The organism is Lentzea sp. NPDC102401, assembly GCF_044765805.1.
GTDB lineage: Bacteria > Actinomycetota > Actinomycetes > Mycobacteriales > Pseudonocardiaceae > Lentzea > Lentzea sokolovensis.
This window is the reverse complement of the sequence record NZ_JBIWKS010000001.1, coordinates 363,030-382,434: the sequence shown is the minus strand read 5'-3', so window position 1 is coordinate 382,434 and position 19,405 is coordinate 363,030. Positions and strand designations below refer to the sequence as shown.

Here is a 19,405-nt window from a genome sequence, read left to right as displayed (position 1 = left end):
GCGTCAGCTTTCGCTGATGCCCGCCTCTTCGCGTATCCGTTGCAGTGCCTCGGCCTTAATGATCGTGAGCCGTTCCGGTTCGCCGAGCTCCGCGACCAGCCGGCGCACGTCGGGGTCGCCCAGGTCGAGACGGCCGCGGAGGAGCTGGGCGAGCGCGAGCAGCTCGGCTGCGGCGTCGGTGCGGCCCTGCGCGTGCCTGACCAGGGCGAGCAGCTCGGTCGCCGTCGACAGGTCCGGCATGTCGCCGCGTTCGGACGTCGTCTTGACCGCCACGACGATGCGTGCCTCGGCTTCGTCAGGTGTGCCGTCGGCGATCGCGATGCGGGCGTCCAGCATCGCCGCCCACTCCGCCACGAACGAGCCGAGCACGGACGAGGACGTGGCCGACTCCTTGAACCGGGAGCTGAGATCCCGTGCCTGCGCGATCTTGCCGGCGCGCAGCACGACCTCCGCCCGCGCGTAGCCGATCATCATGGCCATCTGGTCGTTGCCGATGTTCTGGACGTACCGCTCCGCCTCGACCACCTCGCGCTCGGCGGCGGCGTGATCGCCCAGCCGGGCGTACTCGACCGCGAGCCGCCACCGCTGCTGGACGGAGTCGTCCAGGGAGCCCAGTTCCTGCGCCGCGTCCAGACCCCGTTGGTACAGCGCGATCGCCGCCAGGTTGTCGCCGGTGTGCGAGACGAACGCGGCCTTCATGCCGAGCGTCATCGCCGAGCCCCACCGGTCGCCGACGGCCACGAACTGGTCGTACGCGCGGTCGCGGGCCAGTTCGGCGCCGTCGAGATCGCCCTCGTCGGACAGGATGAAGCTCAGCGCCCAGTCCGCCGCCGCCCGTGCCCACGGGTACTCGCTCGCCGCCGCACGCGCGACCTCCCGCCGGGCCAGTTCGCGGTTCTGGCTCAGGAACGCGAGCATGGGCAGTGCGATCGCGAGCGACGGGTACTTCTGGGTGGCGCCGGTGTTCACGCAGTCCTCGATGACCTGCACGGTGTCGTTCGAGTCCGGCAGGCCGGGAACGGCGGCCATGATCAGCTGCATCGCCCGGAACGTGGCGAGGATGTCGGCGGGCAGTTCGTCGCCGAGCGTGAGCAGGTCGCGCACCGAGGTCTCCGCGCGTTCGTTGTCGCCCTTGATCAGCCAGTACCAGAACACGCCGCTGAGCAGGTCCGCCGCCAGTCCGGCGTCCCGGTCGTCGAGCGCGCCGCGCAACGCGGCCACGATGCTGTCCTGTTCGGTCTCGTAGACCTTGATCGCCTCGATCTGCCTGGCCGTGCGGGTGAGCGGCTCCCACCTGTCGGTCAGCTCCCGGTAGTAGTGCCGGAAGCGGTTCACGAACTCGCGTTTCTCCCCGGACGCGTCGAGCTGCTCGGCCGCGTAGACCCGGATCGTCTCCAGCATCCGGTACCGCGCCTCGCCGTCGAGCTCGATCACGTCCACAATGGACTTCTCGACCAGTGACGTGAGCACGTAGAGCGCGTCCGGCAGGCAGACCTCCTCGATCGCGTCGAGGCCCGCTCCCGCGGGGAACACCGCGAGCCTCCTGGCGAGCCGGAGCTCCTCCTCGGTCAGCAGGTCCCAGCTCCACTCGACGACCGCGCGCAGCGTGCGCTGGCGGGGCAACGCCGTGCGGCTGCCCGAGGTGAGCAGCCGGAACCGGTCGTCCAGGCGCTGGGTGATCTGCCGGATCGTCATGGACCGCAGCCGGGCGGCGGCCAGTTCGAGTGCGAGCGGCATGCCGTCGAGCCTGCGGCAGATCAGCCGCACGTCGTCCACAGTGGACTCGTCGAGCGCGAACCCCGGCCGCACCGCGTTCGCTCGGTCCAGGAACAACCGCACCGCGCCGAACCCGGACACGTCCACCTGCCCGTCGGGCACCGCGAGCGGGCCGATCGGGCACAGCGACTCGCCGTCGATCGCGAGAGGTTCTCTGCTGGTCGCGAGGATTCGCAGGTTCGGCACCCGGCGCAGCAGGTCGGTGGTGAACTCGGCGGCCGCGCCGATGAGGTGCTCGCAGTTGTCCAGCACCAGCACCGACTCGCCCGCGCCGAGCACCTCGGCGATCCGGCTCATGCTCTCGCTCGCCCGCCGCATCGGATCGGCGACGAAGCTCAGTTCGAACGCGCCGAGCACCGCACCGGCCAGGTCCTCCGCCGCCCGCACGCCCGCCAGTGCCGCGAACCACACGCGTCCCTTGCCGTGCAACGGATGCCGCGCCGCGACCTCGGTGGCGAGCCGCGTCTTGCCCGCACCGCCGGGCCCGACCAGCGTCACCAGCCGGGACTGGCCGAGCAGCCCGGCGATCTCCGCGAGTTCGTCGTCGCGCCCGACGAAACTGGTGAGCCGCACCGGCAACCGGTCGACGACGGCCCGCGGCCCGAGTTCGCCGCGCAGTGCCGCGAGATGAACGTCCTGCAGTTCCTGGGACGGATCGACACCCAGTTCGTCGGCGAGCCGGTCGCGGACCTCCGCGTAGACGTGCAGCGCGTCGGACTGCCTGCCCTGCGCGCACAACGCCCGCATCAGCAGCCCGGCCAGCCGTTCCCGCAACGGATGCTTCTCGTGCATCGCCGTCAGCGCGGCGACGTCCAGCTCACCGGTCCTGAACCTGTCCTCCTCGGCGGAGAGGCGTGCTTCTTCGAGACGAGCGGCGGTGGGAGCGGCGAACGGCGCGTCCCGCACGTCGGCCAGCGCCTCACCACGCCACAGCCCGAGCGCCTCGTCCAGCCGTCCGGCGGCGCGCAGCCGTTCGAACCGGAAGACGTCGACGTCCTCGGTCGCGACGCCCAGCCGGTACCCGCCCGGCTCCAGCGCGACGGGACAGACCTTGCGCAGCCTCGACACGAGCGACTGCAGGGCGTTCACGGCGTCGGCGGGCGGCTGCTCGCCCCACAGGTCGTCGATCAGCGTCGTCGTCGGCACGGCACGGCCGGGGTCGAGCGCGAGGCGGGCCACGAGCATGCGAACGCGGGCACCACCGATGTCGACCGGTGTGCCGTCCTCGGCCTCGACACTCGTCGGCCCCAGCAATGCCACACGCACAGGTCCAGCTTCCCAGATCGTCGGCGGCGATCAGGCGAGAACGCCGAGTGCGCGGGTCAGCGCACCGGTGATCATGCTCTCCATCGCCTCGTCGGTGCTGCCGCGCGGCACCCGTTCCACCAGCATGATCGAGTAGAGATAGGCCTGGTAGGCGGCCAGCCGCAGGCGTGAGGAGCCGGTGAACTCGAAGCCGTAGCCCCGCAGGAGGTCCTCGTCGTCCTCGATGGACCCGAACAGGGCGAGCGACACGAACTCCGCGACCGGATCGCCCCAGAACGCGCGCTCGCCGTCGACCAGTCCGGTGAGTCCGGTATCGGCGAGTACGTTGCCGTCCCACAGGTCGAAGTGCACCAACGCCGGTCGTCGCACCTCGTCGAACGCCTTGGTGTGCCGGTGCAGATCAGCGGTCGGGAGTTTCACGCCATAGCGTTCGGCGTCGGCTCGCACCGCGTCGAACATCCCGAAGAACGCCTCGGTCCACGTCTCGTACAGGCCGAGCTGCGGGTAGCCGAAGCCGGGCCCGGTCACCTCGTGCAGCGCTCTCACTGCTTGCCCCAGCTGACGGCGGAGCAGTGGGCGGTCGACATCGGACCGGCCGAAGACCGGCTGGCCCGGCAGGCACGTCGCCAGGAGTGCCGTGTCGTCCGCGTAGACGACCTCTGGCACCGGTGCGACCTTGGAACCGAGCGTGCAGAACAACGCCTCGGTGCGCATGAGGTGCCGCTCGTAGGCCAGGCCCGGCTGGTCGCCCGGCGACACCTTCAGCACGAACTCGCCCTCACGCGCCGACACGCAGAACACCGAGTTGTAGGTGCCGCCGCCCAACGGGCTCGTCGTCGCGCCGGTGAGCCCGGCGGTGGTGAGGATTCGCTGCACCGTCACCTCCGCCAATGTAATGATCGAACGCATGGGGACGTACTGGGGGACCGCCGAGGCTGCTTGGCGATGGGTCATGGACCAGGTGCGATACGACGACGGCTCGTGGATTCCGGAGTATCCGGGCGGTGACCTGGAGCTCCGGCTCCGCGACGGCATGTACGCGGGCATCGGCGGACTGGCCCACGTGCTGGCGGAGATCCGTCTGAGCCGGGAGTGGACGGCGCGCGAAGCGGAGCTGGCCGACGCCATCGCGGCACGCGTCCAGGCGAGCATCGGTACGACGAGCGACATCACGTTCTTCAACGGGCTGGGCAGCACGGTCAGCGTGCTGACGACCTTGGGCGCGCCCGGAGCCGACGCGGCCGTCGCCAGGCTGCTGGAACTGTCCACACCGGACGGGTGGCCGCAGGACTTCCTGGACAACGCGGAGAAGTACCTGCCCGGCGCTCGTGCGCACGACCTGGTGGTGGGCTCGGCGGGCGTGCTGCTGACCGCGGTGTGGGCTCGCCGGCACGGCGTCGAAGGGGCGGAGGAGCTCGCGCGGGTGGCGGCGGACGTGCTGCTGGCCGAACGGGAGGAGGCGGAGTTCGGTGCCAACTGGCGGTGGGTGCCGCAGCGCTTCACGACGAACGACTGGCACTCGCCGAACTTCTCGCACGGCGTCGCGGGCATCGCCGCCGCGTTCGTCCTGGCCGGTGTCGAGTTCGCGCGACCGGACCTCGTCGGGGCGGCCGTCGACGGTGCCGAGCACCTCGTGTCGCTCGGGGACACCAGCGATGGCGGATTCCGGGTGAAAACCCGCTGTCCCGGCGTCGAGGACGTGCAACCGTTCAGCTACGGCTGGTGCCACGGCCCGACCGGCACCTCGTTGTTGTGGCCGGCTTTGCGGCACGCGGGAGTGACCGAGGTGGCCGGCGTGGACGTCGCCGACTGGCATCGCCGGTGCCTGCACAGCGTTCGCGTGTCCGGCCTGCCCGAACGGAGGTATCCGGGTTTCTGGGACAACGACGGCCGGTGCTGCGGCACGGCGGGCGTCGGCGACGTGCTGCTCGACTCGGGACAGCACACGGACTTCGCGCTCCACCTGGCCGACGTGGTGGTGGAGCGCGCTGTCCCGGACGGTGCAGGGGTGTGCTGGAGGTTCATCGAGCACCGCAACGACGACCCGCTGCTGCCGCCCGGCATCGGCTGGATGCAGGGCGCGGCGGGCATCGCCGGGTTCCTGTTCCACGCGGGCCGCGTGGAACAGGGTGACCTCAGGTCGGTGCCCCGCATGGACACCTGGTGGTCGCTAAGCGGGTGACCAGCCCAGTTCCGGGCCGAGCTTCGTGGCGATGTCGGTGAGGATCTGCACGTAGTCCTCGTGGTCGAAGCTGAACGGCAGCGCGAACGCCACCTCGTCGACCTCCTGGAACCCGAGGTGCGCGTACAACTGCTCGGCGATCTCCGCGGATGTGCCGATGATGTCGCGCTCGAACATGTACTTGCGCGGGCCGAACGTCCTGCCGGCGCGCGCCGCGCGTCCCTCGACGTAGGCCTCGTACTTCGCGCGCTGCTCTGAGGTGGCCGAGTCGGTCGGGATCACCACCAGGCCCTGCGACACGCGGTTGCCGCCATGTTCGCGGAACGTCCTGATGTGCGACAGCTGGGTCTCGGCGAAGTCCTCGGACTGCTCGGACTGGGCCACGTTGCTGGTCAGCAGGTTCATGCCGTGCTCACCCGCCCACTTCGCCGAGCGCAGGCTGCCGCCGCCGTACCAGATCCGTTCGCGCAGGCCCTGGGCGTGCGGCTGGACGCGGTCCGACCAGACCTCGATGCCCTCGACACCGCTGAACGACGCCACCTTCTCGCCGCCCACGAAGTCCAGCAGCCGCTGCACGCGGTCGTAGCCGAAGTTCTCGACGTCCGCGGTCTCCGGGTAGAGCGCGTGCTTGACGTCGTCGTAGTGCATCGGCGGCCCGACGCTGATGCCGGGATTCAGCCTGCCGCCGGACAGCACGTCGACCGTGGCCAGGTCCTCGGCGAGCCGCAGCGGGTTCTCCCAGCCCAGCGGGATGACCGCGGTGCCGAGCTGGATCCGGCTGGTCCGCTGGGTGGCGGCGGCCAGGACCGCGACCGGCGACGAGATGCCGAACTGCAGGTGCCGGTGCCGCACCCACGCGCTGTCGAACCCGAGTTCCTCGCCGAGCACGATGACGTCGAGCGTGGACCGGTGGCCCGCTCCCGGGTCCTTCTCGTCGAACAGGCCGATCGTGAGAAAACCCAGCTTTCGCAACGGCTCTGACTTCCGCGGCACGGAACCCTCCTCGATCCAGTCTCCCCTCCGAGTTTAGGTGACGTCTCAACTACGTCCAGATGCTGGAACGAACGTGACCGCGAACGACGCCTTCCGCGCGTGCAGTCGGTACTGCGGCAGCACGCCCGGCCCGCACGACGCCGTGCCGAGGCCGTGCTGGGCGAGGTCGAGGTTCAGGTGCACGAGATCGCCCGGCACGAGGTCGTCGGTGTGCTTGGCCGCGTCGAGGTCCTCGCTGGTCCAGCGGCGGGCGGTGAAGTCGAACACCGGCTCGCCCTCGATCAGGACGCCGCCGATCCGCAGCCAGCGGGCGTCGGCGCGGTTGCCGTTCTCCTGCGGGAAGACGTACGGCGTCTGCAGCGCGTCGACGGTGGAGGTGAACCGGCCGGTGCGGGCGGCCTGGCGGCTGTCCGCGTACGCCTCGCCGGGGCCTCTTCCGAACCATTCGACGGCGTCCGCGGCCGGTAGTGCCATGCGCAGGCCGAGCCGGGGGAGCGTGCACGGCCACTCGCCGTCCGGGGTGATGTCGACCCGGAGGTGCAGCCGGTCGCCGTCCGCGGTCCAGTGGTAGTCGGCGAGCATGCCGAAACCCCAGGCGGGAGGCGCTACACGGGTGTGCACGACCAGTCCGGACGGGTGGGTGTCGACGTCGACCACCCGGTGCTGGAGCCGGTGCAGGCCCGCGTCGCGCCACGCCCGTTCGTCGGGGTGGCTGGAACCGCGGTCGTTGTCGGTGGGGGCGCGCCAGAGGTCCAGGCGGGGGCCGTCGAGGGTGAGCTCGCCGAGCTTGGTCAGCAGGCCGGTGACCGGGTCGAACTCGCCGATGCCGTGCCGCAGGACGTCGCCGAGGTGAACGCGTTCGACGCCGCTGAACGGGACGGCCGGCGGGGGTTCGGCGACGAGGATCTGGCCCCAGGCGACGACGTGGCCGGCGTCGGCCCAGGAGGTGGGGGCGGCCAGGGAGGCGCGGACGGTGAGCCAGCCTTCACCGGACACGGCAGGAAGCTCAGGAAGTGCGATGTCGGCGCGCACTCCCGCTGTGGTTCGGGGAACCTCCAGCGTGCCCGAGGCGACCTCCACCCCGTCGTCCTCGTACACCCAGTCGAACCGCAGGTGGTCCAGCCCTGTGTGGTCGTAGAAGCTCTCGACCCGGATCCCGGCCCCGGTGCCCGTGATCCGCACCGGCTCGAAGACCTTGGCGAACTCCAGCAGGCCCGGCGACGGCGTCCGGTCGGGGAACACGAGTCCGTCGATCACGAAGTTGCCGTCGTGCAGCGGTTCACCGAAGTCGCCGCCGTACGCGAAATGCCCGTCGCGTTCGATCCCGTGGTCGATCCACTCCCAGATGAACCCGCCCTGCACGTGCTCGTAGCGCTCGAACAGTTCGCGGTACTCGAGCATCCCGCCCGGCCCGTTGCCCATCGCGTGCGCGAACTCGCACAGCACGAACGGAAGTCCGTGCGTGTGCTCGCGCCCGATCTGGTCGACTTCCTCGTGCGAGGCGTACATCCGGCTGTAGACGTCGACGTACTCGCAGTCGAAGTCGCCCTCGTAGTGCACCGGCCGGGACGGATCGCGGTCACGGGTCCACGAAGCCATCGCCGCGAGGTTGCGACCGGTGTGCGACTCGTTGCCCAGCGACCACAGCACGATCGACGGGTGGTTCTTGTCCCGCTCGACCATCCGGCGCATCCGGTCCACATAGGACTCGGCCCAGCGCGGGTCGTCGCTCGGGTTGCCCGCCCAGTCCAGCTCACCGAATCCGTGCGTCTCCAGGTCGCACTCGTCGATCACCCACAGCCCGTACTCGTCGCACAGCGACAGGAAGTACGGGTCCGGCGGGTAGTGGCTGGTGCGCACGGCGTTGACGTTGTGCCGCTTCATGAGCAGCACGTCCTGCAGTGCGATCTCTCGTGGCACCGCGCGGCCGAACCGGGGATGGTGCTCGTGCCGGTTCACGCCCCGGAACACGACACGAGCGCCGTTGACCGTCAGCACGCCTTCGGAGATCGCGACCGTCCGGAACCCGATCCGCACCGGCACACGTTCGGCTTCGGTGTGCACAACGCCGTCGTACAGCCGAGGGCTCTCCGCGCTCCAGGGCTCGACGGGCAGCGAGAACGACTGCCCCGGCGGGAGATCGGTCACCTCCAGCTCCGGCACGGAGAGCAGTCCGCCCTCGACCGACAGCGTTCCCGAACCGGTGACGTGGTCGTAGGAGGCGTGGATCTCGTAGTCCGCCACGCCACCGCGCGGCCGGGACAGCAGCGTCACCGAGCGGAAGATCCCGGACATCCACCACATGTCCTGGTCTTCCAGGTAGCTGCCGGCCGACCACTGGTGCACGCGGACGGTCAGCACGTTCCCCGAAGGGCGGAGCAGGTGTCCTACCTCGAACTCCGCGGGCAACCTGCTGCCGCGGGTGACACCCAGTTCGGCGTCGTTGAGGCAGATCAGTCCGCACGAGTCGACGCCGTCGAAGCGCAGCACCGCCGGCTCGTCCGGCCAGTTCTCCGGCAGGTCGAACACCAGCCGGTAGTCGCCCGTGGGGTTGTCGGAGGGCACGAACGGCGGCTCGACCGGGAACGGGTAGCGCACGTTCGTGTACGCGGGCGAACCGTGGCCCTGCAGTTGCCAGTGCCCTGGCACGGTGATGGCACCCCAGTCGCCCTCGTCGAGACGGAAGTCCCAGGTGCCGTCCAGCGACAACGAGGCCGCGTCGGAGGTGAAGAAGGAGCGTGGCGCCACCGAACCGAAGCCGGGACCCATGTCTTCGACGTACGACAACAAGATGTTCAGCCCTTCACTGCGCCGGCGGCGATGTTGCGGATGAAGTGGCGCGCGCCGATCAGGAACACGATCACCAGCGGCACGATCGCCACCAGGGTGCCCGCCATGACGACGGCGTAGTCCTGCAGGTACAGGCCGTTGAGCTGGGCCAGCGCCACCTGGAGCGTCACGTGGTTCGAGTCGATCAGCACGACCAGCGGCCACAGGTAGTCGTTCCACGCGTTGACGAACGTGAAGATCCCGAGGAACGCCAAGGCAGGTCGCAGCACGGGCAGGCCGACCGACAGGTAGGTGCGGAAGAAACCGGCGCCGTCGACGCGAGCGGCTTCCAGCAGCTCGTCCGCGATGGCGCCGCGGGCGTACTGGCGCATCCAGAAGATGCCGAACGCGTTGGCGGCCGCCGGGATGATCAGCGCGTTCAGGCTGCCGACCAGACCGAACTTCGCCATCAGGTCGAACTGCGGGATCGCCGAGAGCTGCGTCGGCACCACGAACGTCGCCAGCAGGATTCCGAAGAGGACGTTGCTGCCGGGGAAGTCGTACTTGGCGAACGTGAAGGCTGCCAGCGAGTCGAAGAACAGCACCAGCACCGTGATCGCGATCGCCACGACCAGGGTGTTCAGCACCGACCCGAAGAAGTCGACCTTCGCGAACACCTCGCCGATGTTCTCGGCCAGGTGCCCGCCGAACCAGAACTTCGGCGGTGACGAGTAGATGTCGGCGGTGGTGTTCGAGGCCATCACCGCGAGCTGGTAGTAGGGGAACAGCGTGATCAGCGCACCGGCCACCAACGCGCCGTAGGTGAGGAGGCTGCCGGGTTTCGTCCGGTTCACCTGTGGCCTCCGTTCACGCGGGCCGGGCGCTGCACGAGCCGCCAGTTGAGGATCGAGAAGAGCACCACGACCACGAAGATGCCCCACGCGATGGCGGCGCCGTAGCCGAAGTCGTTGTCCGCGAACGCCGTGTTGTAGAAGTAGAGGACCATCGTCATGCCCGCGCCTTCGGGTCCGCCGCGGTCGCCGAGCAGGATCTGCGACTCGGTGAAGATCTGCAGGCCGCCGATCGCCGACATCACGACCGAGAAGAGGATCACCGGGCGCAGCAACGGAAGCGTGACGCGGAAGAACGTCTGCACCGGGCCGGCGCCGTCGAGCTTCGCGGCCTCGTAGACGTCCTGGGGGAGTGCCTGCAGGCCCGCCAGCAGGATGATCGCGTTGTAACCCGTCCAGCGCCAGATGATCATCACCGAGATGGCGGTCCTGATCGCCCAGGGATCGGTGAGCCACTGCACCGGATCCACGCCGATCAGGCCGAGGAACCAGTTCAGGACGCCGAACTCGCTGGAGAAGAACGAGCCGAACACCAGTGACATCGCCACGATCGACGTGACGTTGGGCAGGAAGTACGCCACCCGCAGGAAACCCTTGTGGCGCACCGAGGAGTTCAGGCCGAGCGCGACGAGCATCGACAGCACCAGCATGGGGACCGTCGACATCACCCAGATGATCAGGGTGTTGCCGATCGCGTCCCAGAACGCCGTGTCGGTGAGGAGGAACGCGAAGTTCTCCAGCCCGACGAACTTCATCTCGCTGACGCCGTTCCAGCGCTGCAGCGACAACCACAGCGAGTACGCGACGGGGTAGACCCCGAAGATCGCGAACAGCACGAAGAACGGCGCGATGGCCAGGTACTGCGGAAGGTACTTCCACCTGCGGTTCACGCGAGCACCCCCTGCCGGCGCAGCAGCCGTTCGACGGCCGTCCGGGCGTCCTGCCAGGCCTGTTCCGGGTCCTTGCCCGCGCTCTCCACGTTGGTCAGCTCATCGGTGTAGGTGTCGGAGATCGTGATGTCCCAAGGCGAGAAGTAGACGGGCTGCACCTTCTCCGCGATCTCGCCGAACACCTGGATCGTGGCCTGCCCGCCGAAGAACTCCTCTGCCGCCAGCACCAACGGGTCGGAGTACACGGCCGGACTCGACGGGAAGAGGCCGAGTTCGAGGTAGGCCGACGCCTGGTTCTCCGGCGACATCAGCCATTTCACGACCTCGTAGGCGCCCTGCGGATCGGGGCAGTACTTCGTGATCGCGAGGAACGAGCCGCCCTGGTTGCCGGGACCGCCGGGTGCCTGGCAGACGTGCCACCGGCCGGACGTGCCCGGCGCGGACTGCTTGAGGTTGCCGGTGATCCAGGAGGCGTTGACGAACGCGACCTCCTTGCCGTTCGTCCAGGCCGCGCGCCGGTCGACGCCCTCGCCGGTGGCCGACCCCGCGTACCCCGCGGTGAGTCCCAGCTGGAACGCCTTGACCGCGCGGTCCCAGGCGCGCCGGACCTGCGACTGGTCGTCGAGGTAGCGGTTCTGCCGGTCGAGGTACTTCTGCTTCTCCTGCGCGAGCGAGTACGTGAACACCATCTTCGTGTCGGTGATCAGGTACCGGCCGGGCAGCTTCTCCTTGACCCGCAAAGCGAACTCGAAGTAGTCGTCCCAGGAGGACAGTGCGGCGGCCACCGCGTCCGGTTCGCTCGGCAGGCCGGCCTCGGCGAACAGGTCGTGCCGGTAGTAGAGCGCGGCCGGGCCGGTGTCGATCGGGAAGCCGAGCTGGAACCCGTCGGGGCTGCGGCCCGACTGCCACTTCCACGGCAGGTAGCGCGACTCGTCCTGCTTCGCGCCGAGTGCGTTGAGGTCGGCGAACCTGTCCGTGGCGGAGAAGTAGGTGGAGATGCCGTCGCCGAGCATCGTGATGTCCGGCAGGTAGGCCTCACCGGACAGCGCGGCGAGCAGCCGCCGGTTCAGTTCGCCGCTCACCTTGGACGGCGTGAGGTTCTGGGTGGGGAAGCGCCGCACGGCCTCGCCCAGCACCTTTTCCGACAGGCCGTTCGTGGAGTACCAGAGCGTGATCCTGCCGGGGTTGGCCGTGGTCGGGCTGGTGCACGCGGTCGCGCCCAGTGCGGTGGCACCGAGTGCGGCCGCGCCGGTCAGGAACCTGCGTCGAGTCAACGTCATCGGGGACCCTCCGGGGAGCCCGTGAACGCTCCCGTGAGCGTTCACGGATTGCCGCGAATGATGAGCTGAACGGGTGACCCTGTCAAGGGTCAGGCAGATTCGCGCACTAACAGAACGGCGCTGACCAGCAGTTCTTCCTCAGTCAACGACGGTTCGCCCGCGATCAGCCGACCGGCCTGGGCTATCGCGAGCGCACCGATCCGGCGGGTGTCGAGCGCGACGCTCGTGAGCGCCGGATCGACGACCGTGCCGAGCTGCAGCCCGTCGAACCCGATCACCGCGAGGTCGCCGGGCACGGCCTTGCCGAGCCTGCGGGCCGCCTTGAGCGCGCCCATGGCGATGATGTCGTTGTAGGTGAACACGGCGGTGAGGTCGGGATGCTGGTCGAGCAGCTCGTTCAACGCCTCCGCGCCACCGTCGGCCGACTGCACGGCGTTGCCGACGACGGGAGCGTGCAGCCCGTGCTCGTCCATCGCGTCGGTGAACCAGTCACGGCGCAGGCTCGGTTCAGCGCGGCCGGCGTGGTCGAGCATGCCAATCCTGCGGTGACCTGCGGCGACGAGATGATCGACGGCCTCGTGCACGCCCTGCTCGCCGTCGATGCGGATCGAGCTGAAGCGCGGCGAGCGGTGGTCACGGCCGATGAGCACCGCGGGCATGCCGCCGAGGTGCCGGTCGAGCTCGGACTCGTCCAGGCTGAAGTAGCCGACCACGGCGTCCACCTGCGCCACGACGACTTCGAGCGTGCTGCGTTCCTCGACGATGCTGTCGGCCGTGTCGTAGACGATCACGTGCCAGCCGCGGGCCCGCGCGGCCTCCAGCGCCCCGGCCGCGACCTCGGTGAAGAACGGGTTGAGCAGATCGGGGATGACCAGGCCGATCGTGGTGCTGTCCTGCCGCACCAGGCCCCTGGCGAACCGGCTCGGCCGATAGCCCAGCTCCCGCGCCGCGTCGAGGACCCGCTGCTTGGTGCCCGCGTCGATCTCGCCCTTGTCGTTGAGCGCCCGCGACACCGTCTGCCGCGAGACCCCGGCGACCCGCGCGACGTCGTTGATCGTGACGCGCTTGCCCATGATCACCTCTCGTCCGACTGCGACCGAGTATGCAGGGCGTCGAGCACCACGGTGATCGCGGCGCGCGAGTCGCGGCGCACCGCGGCGGTGATCCTTCTCGTCACCGGCAACTCCCTGGTGACCACGTCGAACCGCCGGTCGACGGCCAGCGCGGGCAGCACCGCGACCGCCAGCCCGGCCTCGACGTGCTTGAGCGTCAGCATGTAGTTGCTGAACCGCCCGACCACCCTCGGCTCGAACCCGGCCTGCCGGCACAGCCGCGTCGCGAGCTTCGCCATGTACGAGCCGGGGATGTCGAACGCCCACGGCTCGTCCTTGCACGCCGGGACGTCCGTCGCGGGATGGCTCGGTGGCGTGACCAGGACGATCGGATCCTCGCCCAGGGGCACGACGTCGATGTCGCGCGGCACGGGCAGCTCCACGAAGTCGGTGGTCGTGATGATCACGTCGACCTCGCCGGCCAGCAGTGCGGGCATGCTGGCGTGCGGTTCCAGCTCGACGATCTCGACGTCGAGGTGCGGGTGGTCGAGCCGCCCGATCGCCGGCACGGCCAGGGTGTGGATCGAGCTCTGGAACGCGCCCAGCCGGATGAGACCGGACGGCTCCTGGCTGAGGCCCCTGAGCTCGGCCTCGACGGCGTCCATCTGGTCGAGGATCGACCGCGCCCGTCTCGCCAGGATGTGCCCGGCCGACGTGAGCCGGACGCGCCGCCCGGTCCGTTCGATCAGCTGGGTGCGCGTCTCGCTTTCGAGCACCGCGAGCTGCTGCGACACGCTCGAAGCACTCAGGTTCGCGGCCTGCGCCACGGCCCGCACGGTGCCCAGCGCGTCGAGCTGGCTGAGCAGGCGCAGCCGCCACGGGTTCAGCGTCATGTTGTGCAGTATTTCCGAACAGCGAGCGTGGAATTGTGAGATGGACCTGATGCTCGGCGCGTCCTAGCGTTTTCCGCATGGAGACTTTCTGGGACGACGTCGACCGCCACCTCGTCCGCTACGGCGGCACGTTCACGCGCGAGATCATCGACAGCGCGTCGGGGAGCTTCCTGTTCACCGAGGACGGCCGCCGGATCCTGGACTTCACGTCCGGGCAGATGAGCGCGATCCTCGGCCACTCGCACCCGCGCATCGTCGAGACCGTGCAGCGCCAGATCGCGAACCTCGACCACCTGTTCAGCGGCATGCTCAGCCGCCCGGTGGTGGACCTGGCCCGCAGGCTCTCCGACACGCTGCCCGAGTCGTTGTCGAAGGTGCAGCTGCTGACCACCGGCGCCGAGTCGAACGAGGCAGCGCTGCGGATGGCCAAGCTCGTCACCGGCAGGCACGAGGTGGTGGCGTTCGCCCGCTCGTGGCACGGCATGACCGCCGCCGCGGCCGCCGCGACCTACAGCGCGGGCCGCAAGGGCTACGGTCCCGCCACGCCCGGCAACTTCGCGATCCCGGCGCCGTCCGGTGACTGGCAGGCGCAGCTCGACCTGGCGTTCGACCTGATCGACGCTCAGTCGGTGGGTTCGCTGGCGGCGTGCATCGTCGAGCCGATCCTGAGCTCCGGTGGGATCCTCGAACCGCCGCCCGGTTACTTCGCCGCGTTGTCGGCCAAGTGCCGTGAGCGCGGGATGCTGCTGATCATGGACGAGGCGCAGACCGGGCTGTGCCGGACGGGCAACTGGTACGCGTTCGAGCGGGACGGCGTGGTGCCGGACATCCTGACGCTGTCGAAGACTCTGGGCGCCGGGTTGCCGTTGGCGGCCGTGATCACGTCCGCGGAGATCGAGGCGGAGGCGCACGCTCGCAACTACCTGTTCTTCACCACGCACGTGTCGGACCCGCTGGTGGCCGCGGTGGGCAACACCGTGCTGGACGTGCTGGTCGAGGAACGGCTGGACGAACGGGCGGCGAAGCTCGGTGCGTTCCTGCGCAACGGGCTGGACGACATCGCCGCGCGCCACTCGCTCGTGTCGGACGTGCGCGGGCGTGGGCTGCTGGTCGGACTGGAGATCGCGGACGAGTCGCTGAGCGCGCCGATCACCCAGAGGTGTCTGGATCTGGGGCTGCACATGAACATCGTGCAGATCCCCGGGATGGGCGGGGTGTTCCGGATCGCGCCGCCGTTGACGGCGTCGGAGGAGGAGCTGGCGCTCGGGCTGGGCATCCTGGACGAGGCGATCGGGTCGGCCTGACCATCTGGCCATTCGTCTCGGCTGGACGGTCGAGGCAGGGCGGTCGCAGCCTCTCCTACGATCGCCCGCATGCGGGTACACCACCGGCCGTTGGTCGCCACTGTGATCGTCTGCGCGGCCGTGTTCGTCGTGACCGGTCTCAGCAACGGGTTCAGCCGGGCGCTCTTCCAGGATGCTCCCGGGATCGACCACACCGTGTTGAGAACCCCTCCGGTGGCGGCTGTTCAGGCGTTCCTCGTGCTGGGAGTCGCCTTCTGGCTGGCCTGGAAGGCGCCGTTCCGGCCGGCGTTGGTGTCGCTCGTGGCGCTGGAACTGGTGTCCGCGCACGCCACCTGGGTCAGCTTCCGCTTCACCTACCTCCCGCTGGTACTGGTGGCCGGCCTGGTCGCCGTGGGCGCAGGGCTGTACGTGCGTCTGCTGGAGCGGTCGCGGGCAGAACAGGCTGCCGCGGCGGAGGAACGGGTGCGGCGCGACGAACGCCTCGACATGGCACGTGAACTGCACGACATCGTGGCCCATCACGTGACGGGAATGCTGGTGCAGGCACAGGCCGCGCTCGTCGTGGCGGAGCAGGACAGGGACAAGGCCTGCACGATGCTGAACGGCATCGTCGACGGCGGCACCGACGCGCTGGGTGCGATGCGCCTGATGGTCAGGACGTTGCGGGACAACGGTGCGGCGGTCGCGACCACCGATCTCTCCGCCGATCTGCTCCACCTCGTGGAGAAGTCGGGGCTCCAGGTGCGCGCGAACGTCGAGCTCGCCTCGGACGTGCCACCGGAACTGGGGCGGTCGGTGCTCCGGCTGGTGCAGGAGGCGCTGACCAACGTCCGCAAGCACGCCGTCGACGCGACGGACGTGGAGGTGGACGTGCGGCTGGGCGCCGACGCCGTGCTGTTGTCCGTTGTGGACAACGGCAGGGCGATGCCGTCGCACTCCGGTGGGTTCGGGTTGGTGGGCATGCGGGAACGGGTGCACGAGCTGGGCGGGCGGTTCTTCGCGGGTTCCACCGGGGAGGGCTGGCTGGTCACCGCCGAGCTCCCGCTGGAGGTGCGTGCGTGATCTCCGTGCTCATCGCCGAGGACCAGGACATGGTGCGGGCGGGGTTCCGGCTGATCCTGGAGGCGCAGCCGGACATCACCGTGGTCGCCGACGTGGCGGACGGGGTGAGCGCGGTGCAGCGCGCCCGTGAGCTGGAACCGCAGGTGTGCCTCGTGGACGTGCGGATGCCCGGCCTCGACGGGCTGGAGGTCACCCGGCAGCTCGCTCCGCACACCCGTGTCGTGGTGGTGACGACGTTCGACAGCGACGAGGTGCTGAACAAGGCGCTGGACCTCGGTGCGTGCGGGTTCCTCACCAAGGACGCGAGTCCAGGACTGCTGGCCGAGGCGGTCAGGTCGGCGGCGCGCGGCGACGTGCTCGTGTCACCCCAGGTGGTTCTGCGGGTGCTGCGGCGGTCGGCGCAGCCGGTCGCGAGCGCCGACGCGGGCGTGCTGAACGAACGTGAGCTCGACGTCGTGCGGCACGTCGCGCAGGGACTGAGCAACAACGAGATCGCCGCCGCGATGAAGGTCTCCGTGTCGTCGGTCAAGGCCTACCTGGCGTCCGTGCAGACCAAGGTCGGCGCGCGCAACCGCGTCGAGATCGTCGCGTGGGCCTTCCGTTCGCACGTGGTGGCCGGCTGACGATGGCCGGACGGCCAGTCCTCGGCTCGATTCCGTCCTGACGGCCATGATCTTGCGGCTCCGCGGCCGATCCGGCGGTACCCGCCGCGCCAGCAGGCTCGTCCACAACGGATTTCGTTGTGGACGAAGGGTTCTGGACTGTGCTGGATCAGGTGCGGAGGTTCGGGTGGTGGCCCCTCAGTGCGATGCCCCGGGTCGATCCCCAGCGGATCTGGGTCGTCGTGGGCGCCTGCCTGCTCCTCTGGGTGTTCGTGCGCGGGTTCAGCACCGGCCTGCTGGATCTGCGGGTCTACCTCGCGGGCGGTGAGGCGTGGCGGGCGGGCACGGACCTCTACACCGCGGATTTCCAGGGCCCCAAAGGTCTTCCGTTCACCTACCCGCCGTTCGCGGCGATGCTGTTCAGCGGCCTCGCCCTCCTTCCGTTGCCGCTCAACGCCCTGCTGTTCACCGCGGCGGGCATCGAGCTCTTCACCGCGGCCTGTGTCGTCGCGGCGCCGCGCCTGCGGACGGGCCTCGGCCTGGCCGCGCTGTGCCTGCTGCTCGAACCGTTGCGCGGCGGCCTGGACCTCGGTCAGGTCAACATGATCCTGATCGGCCTGGTCGCCGCCGACTGCCTGCTGCCGCGCACGCCGTGGCCGCGCGGCCTTCTCGTCGGACTCGCCGCCGCGATCAAGCTGACCCCGGCGATCTTCGTGCTGTTCTTCCTGTCCCGCGGGCGATGGCGGCCCGCGCTGACCGCCGTGGCGACGTTCACGGCGTGCGGCGCGCTCGCCTGGGCGCTCGCGCCGGGGCAGTCGAAGCAGTTCTGGTTCCACGCGATGCTCGACCCGGAACGCGTCGGCGGCCTCTCCTACAGCGCGAACCAGTCGTTGCGCGGCCTGCTGTTCCGGCTCGGTGCGCCCGAGCCGATGTGGTTCGTCGCGGCAGCGGCCGTGTTCGCGTTGACCATCGTGATGCTGCCGCGGCTGCGTGACGACCTCACGGCCCTCGTCGCGGTCGCGGCAGCAGGTCTGCTGATCTCGCCGGTGTCCTGGTCCCACCACTGGGTGTGGATCGCGCCCGCACTGCTGTTGCTGCACGGCCGGGTGAGGATCGTGGTCGTGGCGGTGTTCGCGGTCGGCCCGCACTGGCTGCTGCCGACCGCGGGCGACCATGAACTGGCGTGGACGTGGTGGCAGCACCTCGTCGGCAACGCCTACGTCTGGCTGGGCCTCGCGTTCCTCTGCTGGTGCGCGGTCCGGTCCGCTCAGGGCGTGGGGCGCGGCCAGGCGAACTCGTCGACCAGGGGACCGGCGACCACCCGCGCCAGCGCCTGAGCGGCGTCCATGCCGGAGGAGGGCATCTCCGCGGCGATGAGGCCGCCGAGGTACGCGGCCGCGCAGGAAGTGCCTCGCCACGTCGCGTACCCCGTGATGAGGTCGGTGGCGGGGTCGCCCTTGAACATCGTCACCGTCGCGGAGTCGAGATAGGTGCTGGTGAACGTGTCGTCGACCTCCGGCTGAACGATGTGCGTCACCCACGGCAGATCAGGGCTGTAGTGCGTGGTCGGGTCGGGGTCGGGCAGGTCCGGCACCCCGGCGGCGATCACACCGGGCAGCGCGGCGGGCCACGTCGCGGAGTTGCGGGTGATCAGCGACGAGGTCATGCCGAGAAAGCCCCCGTGGTTGCCGGCCGCCGCGACGACGGTGATGTGCGGGCTGAGCCGTTCGACGGCCCGTTCGAGGATCAGCGGCGGCTGGCCGTCGTGGGTGCGGCAGCCGTTGGCCATCACGATCAGGTGGACCCGGTCCTCCGGCTTGTCCGCGAGGAACGTCGCGAGCTTCTTGACCACCTCCCACGCCTCGGCCTTGCCGTCGGGACCCAGCGCGGCGCGCGGAACCACCGTGGCGCCCGGTGCCGTTTTGAGGATCAGCCCGGCGACGAAGACGCCGTGGCCCTCCTCGAAGTAACTGGTTCCCTGCCGGTCTTTGGTGAACCAGTCGTGCTCAGAGGCGTGGACGGAGGTCTTGGGGAGCTGGGAGTGCTGGTAGATCTTGGTGTCCACCATGCCTACGCGCACGCCCTGGCCCGCGTCGCCCTGGATCCACGGACCTTCGTGAGTGGCGGGCATCGGGTTCCAGAACGCCTGGCTCTTGGTCTGCGGGTAGGCGCCGAAGACGTGCCCCATCTTCCGGTTCTTGCCGATCAGCGGTGTCCAGCCGCCGCTGCGTCCCGCGAGCCGTGCGCGCACCTCGGTGAGCACGGGGTCGAGGTCGGTGACGGGGTTCTGCGTGTCCCCGTGTTTCAGGGTGAGCAGTGTCAGGTCGAACTCGGGTATGGCGTCCTTGACGGCGTCCTCGATGTGCAGTTCGCCGAGCACGTGCCGCACGGCGCCGAGGTGGTGGGTGTCGACGACGAGCTCGTCGAGAACGGCGGTCGTGTTGTCCTGTTCGGGGTTCATCTCAGCCTCCGTTGGGGTCTCCGG

At 69.7% G+C, this 19,405-nt stretch carries 15 protein-coding genes; 5 read left to right on the top strand and 10 right to left on the bottom strand.

The features are described from left to right. Window positions 1–3 precede the first annotated feature (3 nt). A complete protein-coding gene (locus tag ACIRG5_RS01830) occupies window positions 4–3,042 on the bottom strand; it encodes a BTAD domain-containing putative transcriptional regulator (RefSeq protein WP_402898630.1) in 3,039 nt (1,012 codons plus the stop codon). A 30-nt stretch (window positions 3,043–3,072) separates the two neighbouring features. Next, the gene (locus ACIRG5_RS01825; RefSeq protein ID WP_402898627.1) at window positions 3,073–3,924 is read right to left on the bottom strand and encodes a phosphotransferase family protein; all 852 of its coding nucleotides are present in this window, start codon (window positions 3,922–3,924) and stop codon (window positions 3,073–3,075) included. A 70-nt stretch (window positions 3,925–3,994) separates the two neighbouring features. Between ACIRG5_RS01825 and ACIRG5_RS01820 the strand changes: the two genes are divergently transcribed. Continuing rightward, a complete protein-coding gene (locus ACIRG5_RS01820; RefSeq protein ID WP_402898624.1) occupies window positions 3,995–5,224 on the top strand; it encodes a lanthionine synthetase LanC family protein in 1,230 nt (409 codons plus the stop codon). Here ACIRG5_RS01820 and ACIRG5_RS01815 read toward each other — a convergent pair. The 7 genes from ACIRG5_RS01815 to ACIRG5_RS01785 form a co-directional block, all read right to left on the bottom strand. Continuing rightward, window positions 5,213–6,217 (bottom strand): LLM class flavin-dependent oxidoreductase, encoded by a 1,005-nt coding sequence (locus ACIRG5_RS01815; RefSeq protein WP_402898621.1) that lies wholly within the window; start codon window positions 6,215–6,217, stop codon window positions 5,213–5,215. The two genes, ACIRG5_RS01820 and ACIRG5_RS01815, sit on opposite strands and share 12 nt — an antisense overlap. 45 nt (window positions 6,218–6,262) lie before the next feature. Continuing rightward, window positions 6,263–8,965 (bottom strand): glycoside hydrolase family 2 TIM barrel-domain containing protein, encoded by a 2,703-nt coding sequence (locus tag ACIRG5_RS01810; protein WP_402898618.1) that lies wholly within the window; start codon window positions 8,963–8,965, stop codon window positions 6,263–6,265. Between the two features lie 47 nt (window positions 8,966–9,012). Then, a complete protein-coding gene (locus tag ACIRG5_RS01805) occupies window positions 9,013–9,840 on the bottom strand; it encodes a carbohydrate ABC transporter permease (RefSeq protein ID WP_402898615.1) in 828 nt (275 codons plus the stop codon). Further along, a complete protein-coding gene (locus tag ACIRG5_RS01800) occupies window positions 9,837–10,727 on the bottom strand; it encodes a carbohydrate ABC transporter permease (RefSeq protein ID WP_402898612.1) in 891 nt (296 codons plus the stop codon). The genes ACIRG5_RS01805 and ACIRG5_RS01800 overlap by 4 nt, the downstream gene beginning before the upstream one ends. Next, the gene (locus ACIRG5_RS01795; RefSeq protein WP_402898609.1) at window positions 10,724–12,007 is read right to left on the bottom strand and encodes an extracellular solute-binding protein; all 1,284 of its coding nucleotides are present in this window, start codon (window positions 12,005–12,007) and stop codon (window positions 10,724–10,726) included. The genes ACIRG5_RS01800 and ACIRG5_RS01795 overlap by 4 nt, the downstream gene beginning before the upstream one ends. Window positions 12,008–12,096: 89 nt before the next feature. Then, entirely contained in the window at window positions 12,097–13,080 is a 984-nt protein-coding gene (locus tag ACIRG5_RS01790) for a LacI family DNA-binding transcriptional regulator (protein ID WP_402898606.1), read from the bottom strand. A 2-nt stretch (window positions 13,081–13,082) separates the two neighbouring features. Then, the gene (locus ACIRG5_RS01785) at window positions 13,083–13,952 is read right to left on the bottom strand and encodes a LysR substrate-binding domain-containing protein (protein ID WP_402898604.1); all 870 of its coding nucleotides are present in this window, start codon (window positions 13,950–13,952) and stop codon (window positions 13,083–13,085) included. A 77-nt stretch (window positions 13,953–14,029) separates the two neighbouring features. Between ACIRG5_RS01785 and ACIRG5_RS01780 the strand changes: the two genes are divergently transcribed. The 4 genes from ACIRG5_RS01780 (at window position 14,030) to ACIRG5_RS01765 (ending at window position 18,257) form a co-directional block, all read left to right on the top strand. Beyond that, on the top strand, window positions 14,030–15,256 hold the full coding sequence (locus ACIRG5_RS01780) for an aspartate aminotransferase family protein (protein ID WP_402898601.1): 1,227 nt from the start codon (window positions 14,030–14,032) through the stop codon (window positions 15,254–15,256). A gap of 69 nt (window positions 15,257–15,325) precedes the next feature. Continuing rightward, entirely contained in the window at window positions 15,326–16,318 is a 993-nt protein-coding gene (locus tag ACIRG5_RS01775; RefSeq protein WP_402898598.1) for a sensor histidine kinase, read from the top strand. Continuing rightward, entirely contained in the window at window positions 16,315–16,941 is a 627-nt protein-coding gene (locus tag ACIRG5_RS01770; RefSeq protein ID WP_402898595.1) for a response regulator, read from the top strand. The genes ACIRG5_RS01775 and ACIRG5_RS01770 overlap by 4 nt, the downstream gene beginning before the upstream one ends. Before the next feature lie 185 nt (window positions 16,942–17,126). After that, window positions 17,127–18,257: a glycosyltransferase 87 family protein gene (locus ACIRG5_RS01765; RefSeq protein ID WP_402898591.1), complete on the top strand. Its 1,131-nt coding sequence runs from the start codon at window positions 17,127–17,129 to the stop codon at window positions 18,255–18,257. On the opposite strand, the gene ACIRG5_RS01760 is transcribed toward ACIRG5_RS01765, so the two are convergent. Next, a complete protein-coding gene (locus ACIRG5_RS01760; RefSeq protein WP_402898588.1) occupies window positions 18,188–19,381 on the bottom strand; it encodes a S8/S53 family peptidase in 1,194 nt (397 codons plus the stop codon). The genes ACIRG5_RS01765 and ACIRG5_RS01760 overlap by 70 nt on opposite strands. Window positions 19,382–19,405: the final 24 nt, after the last annotated feature.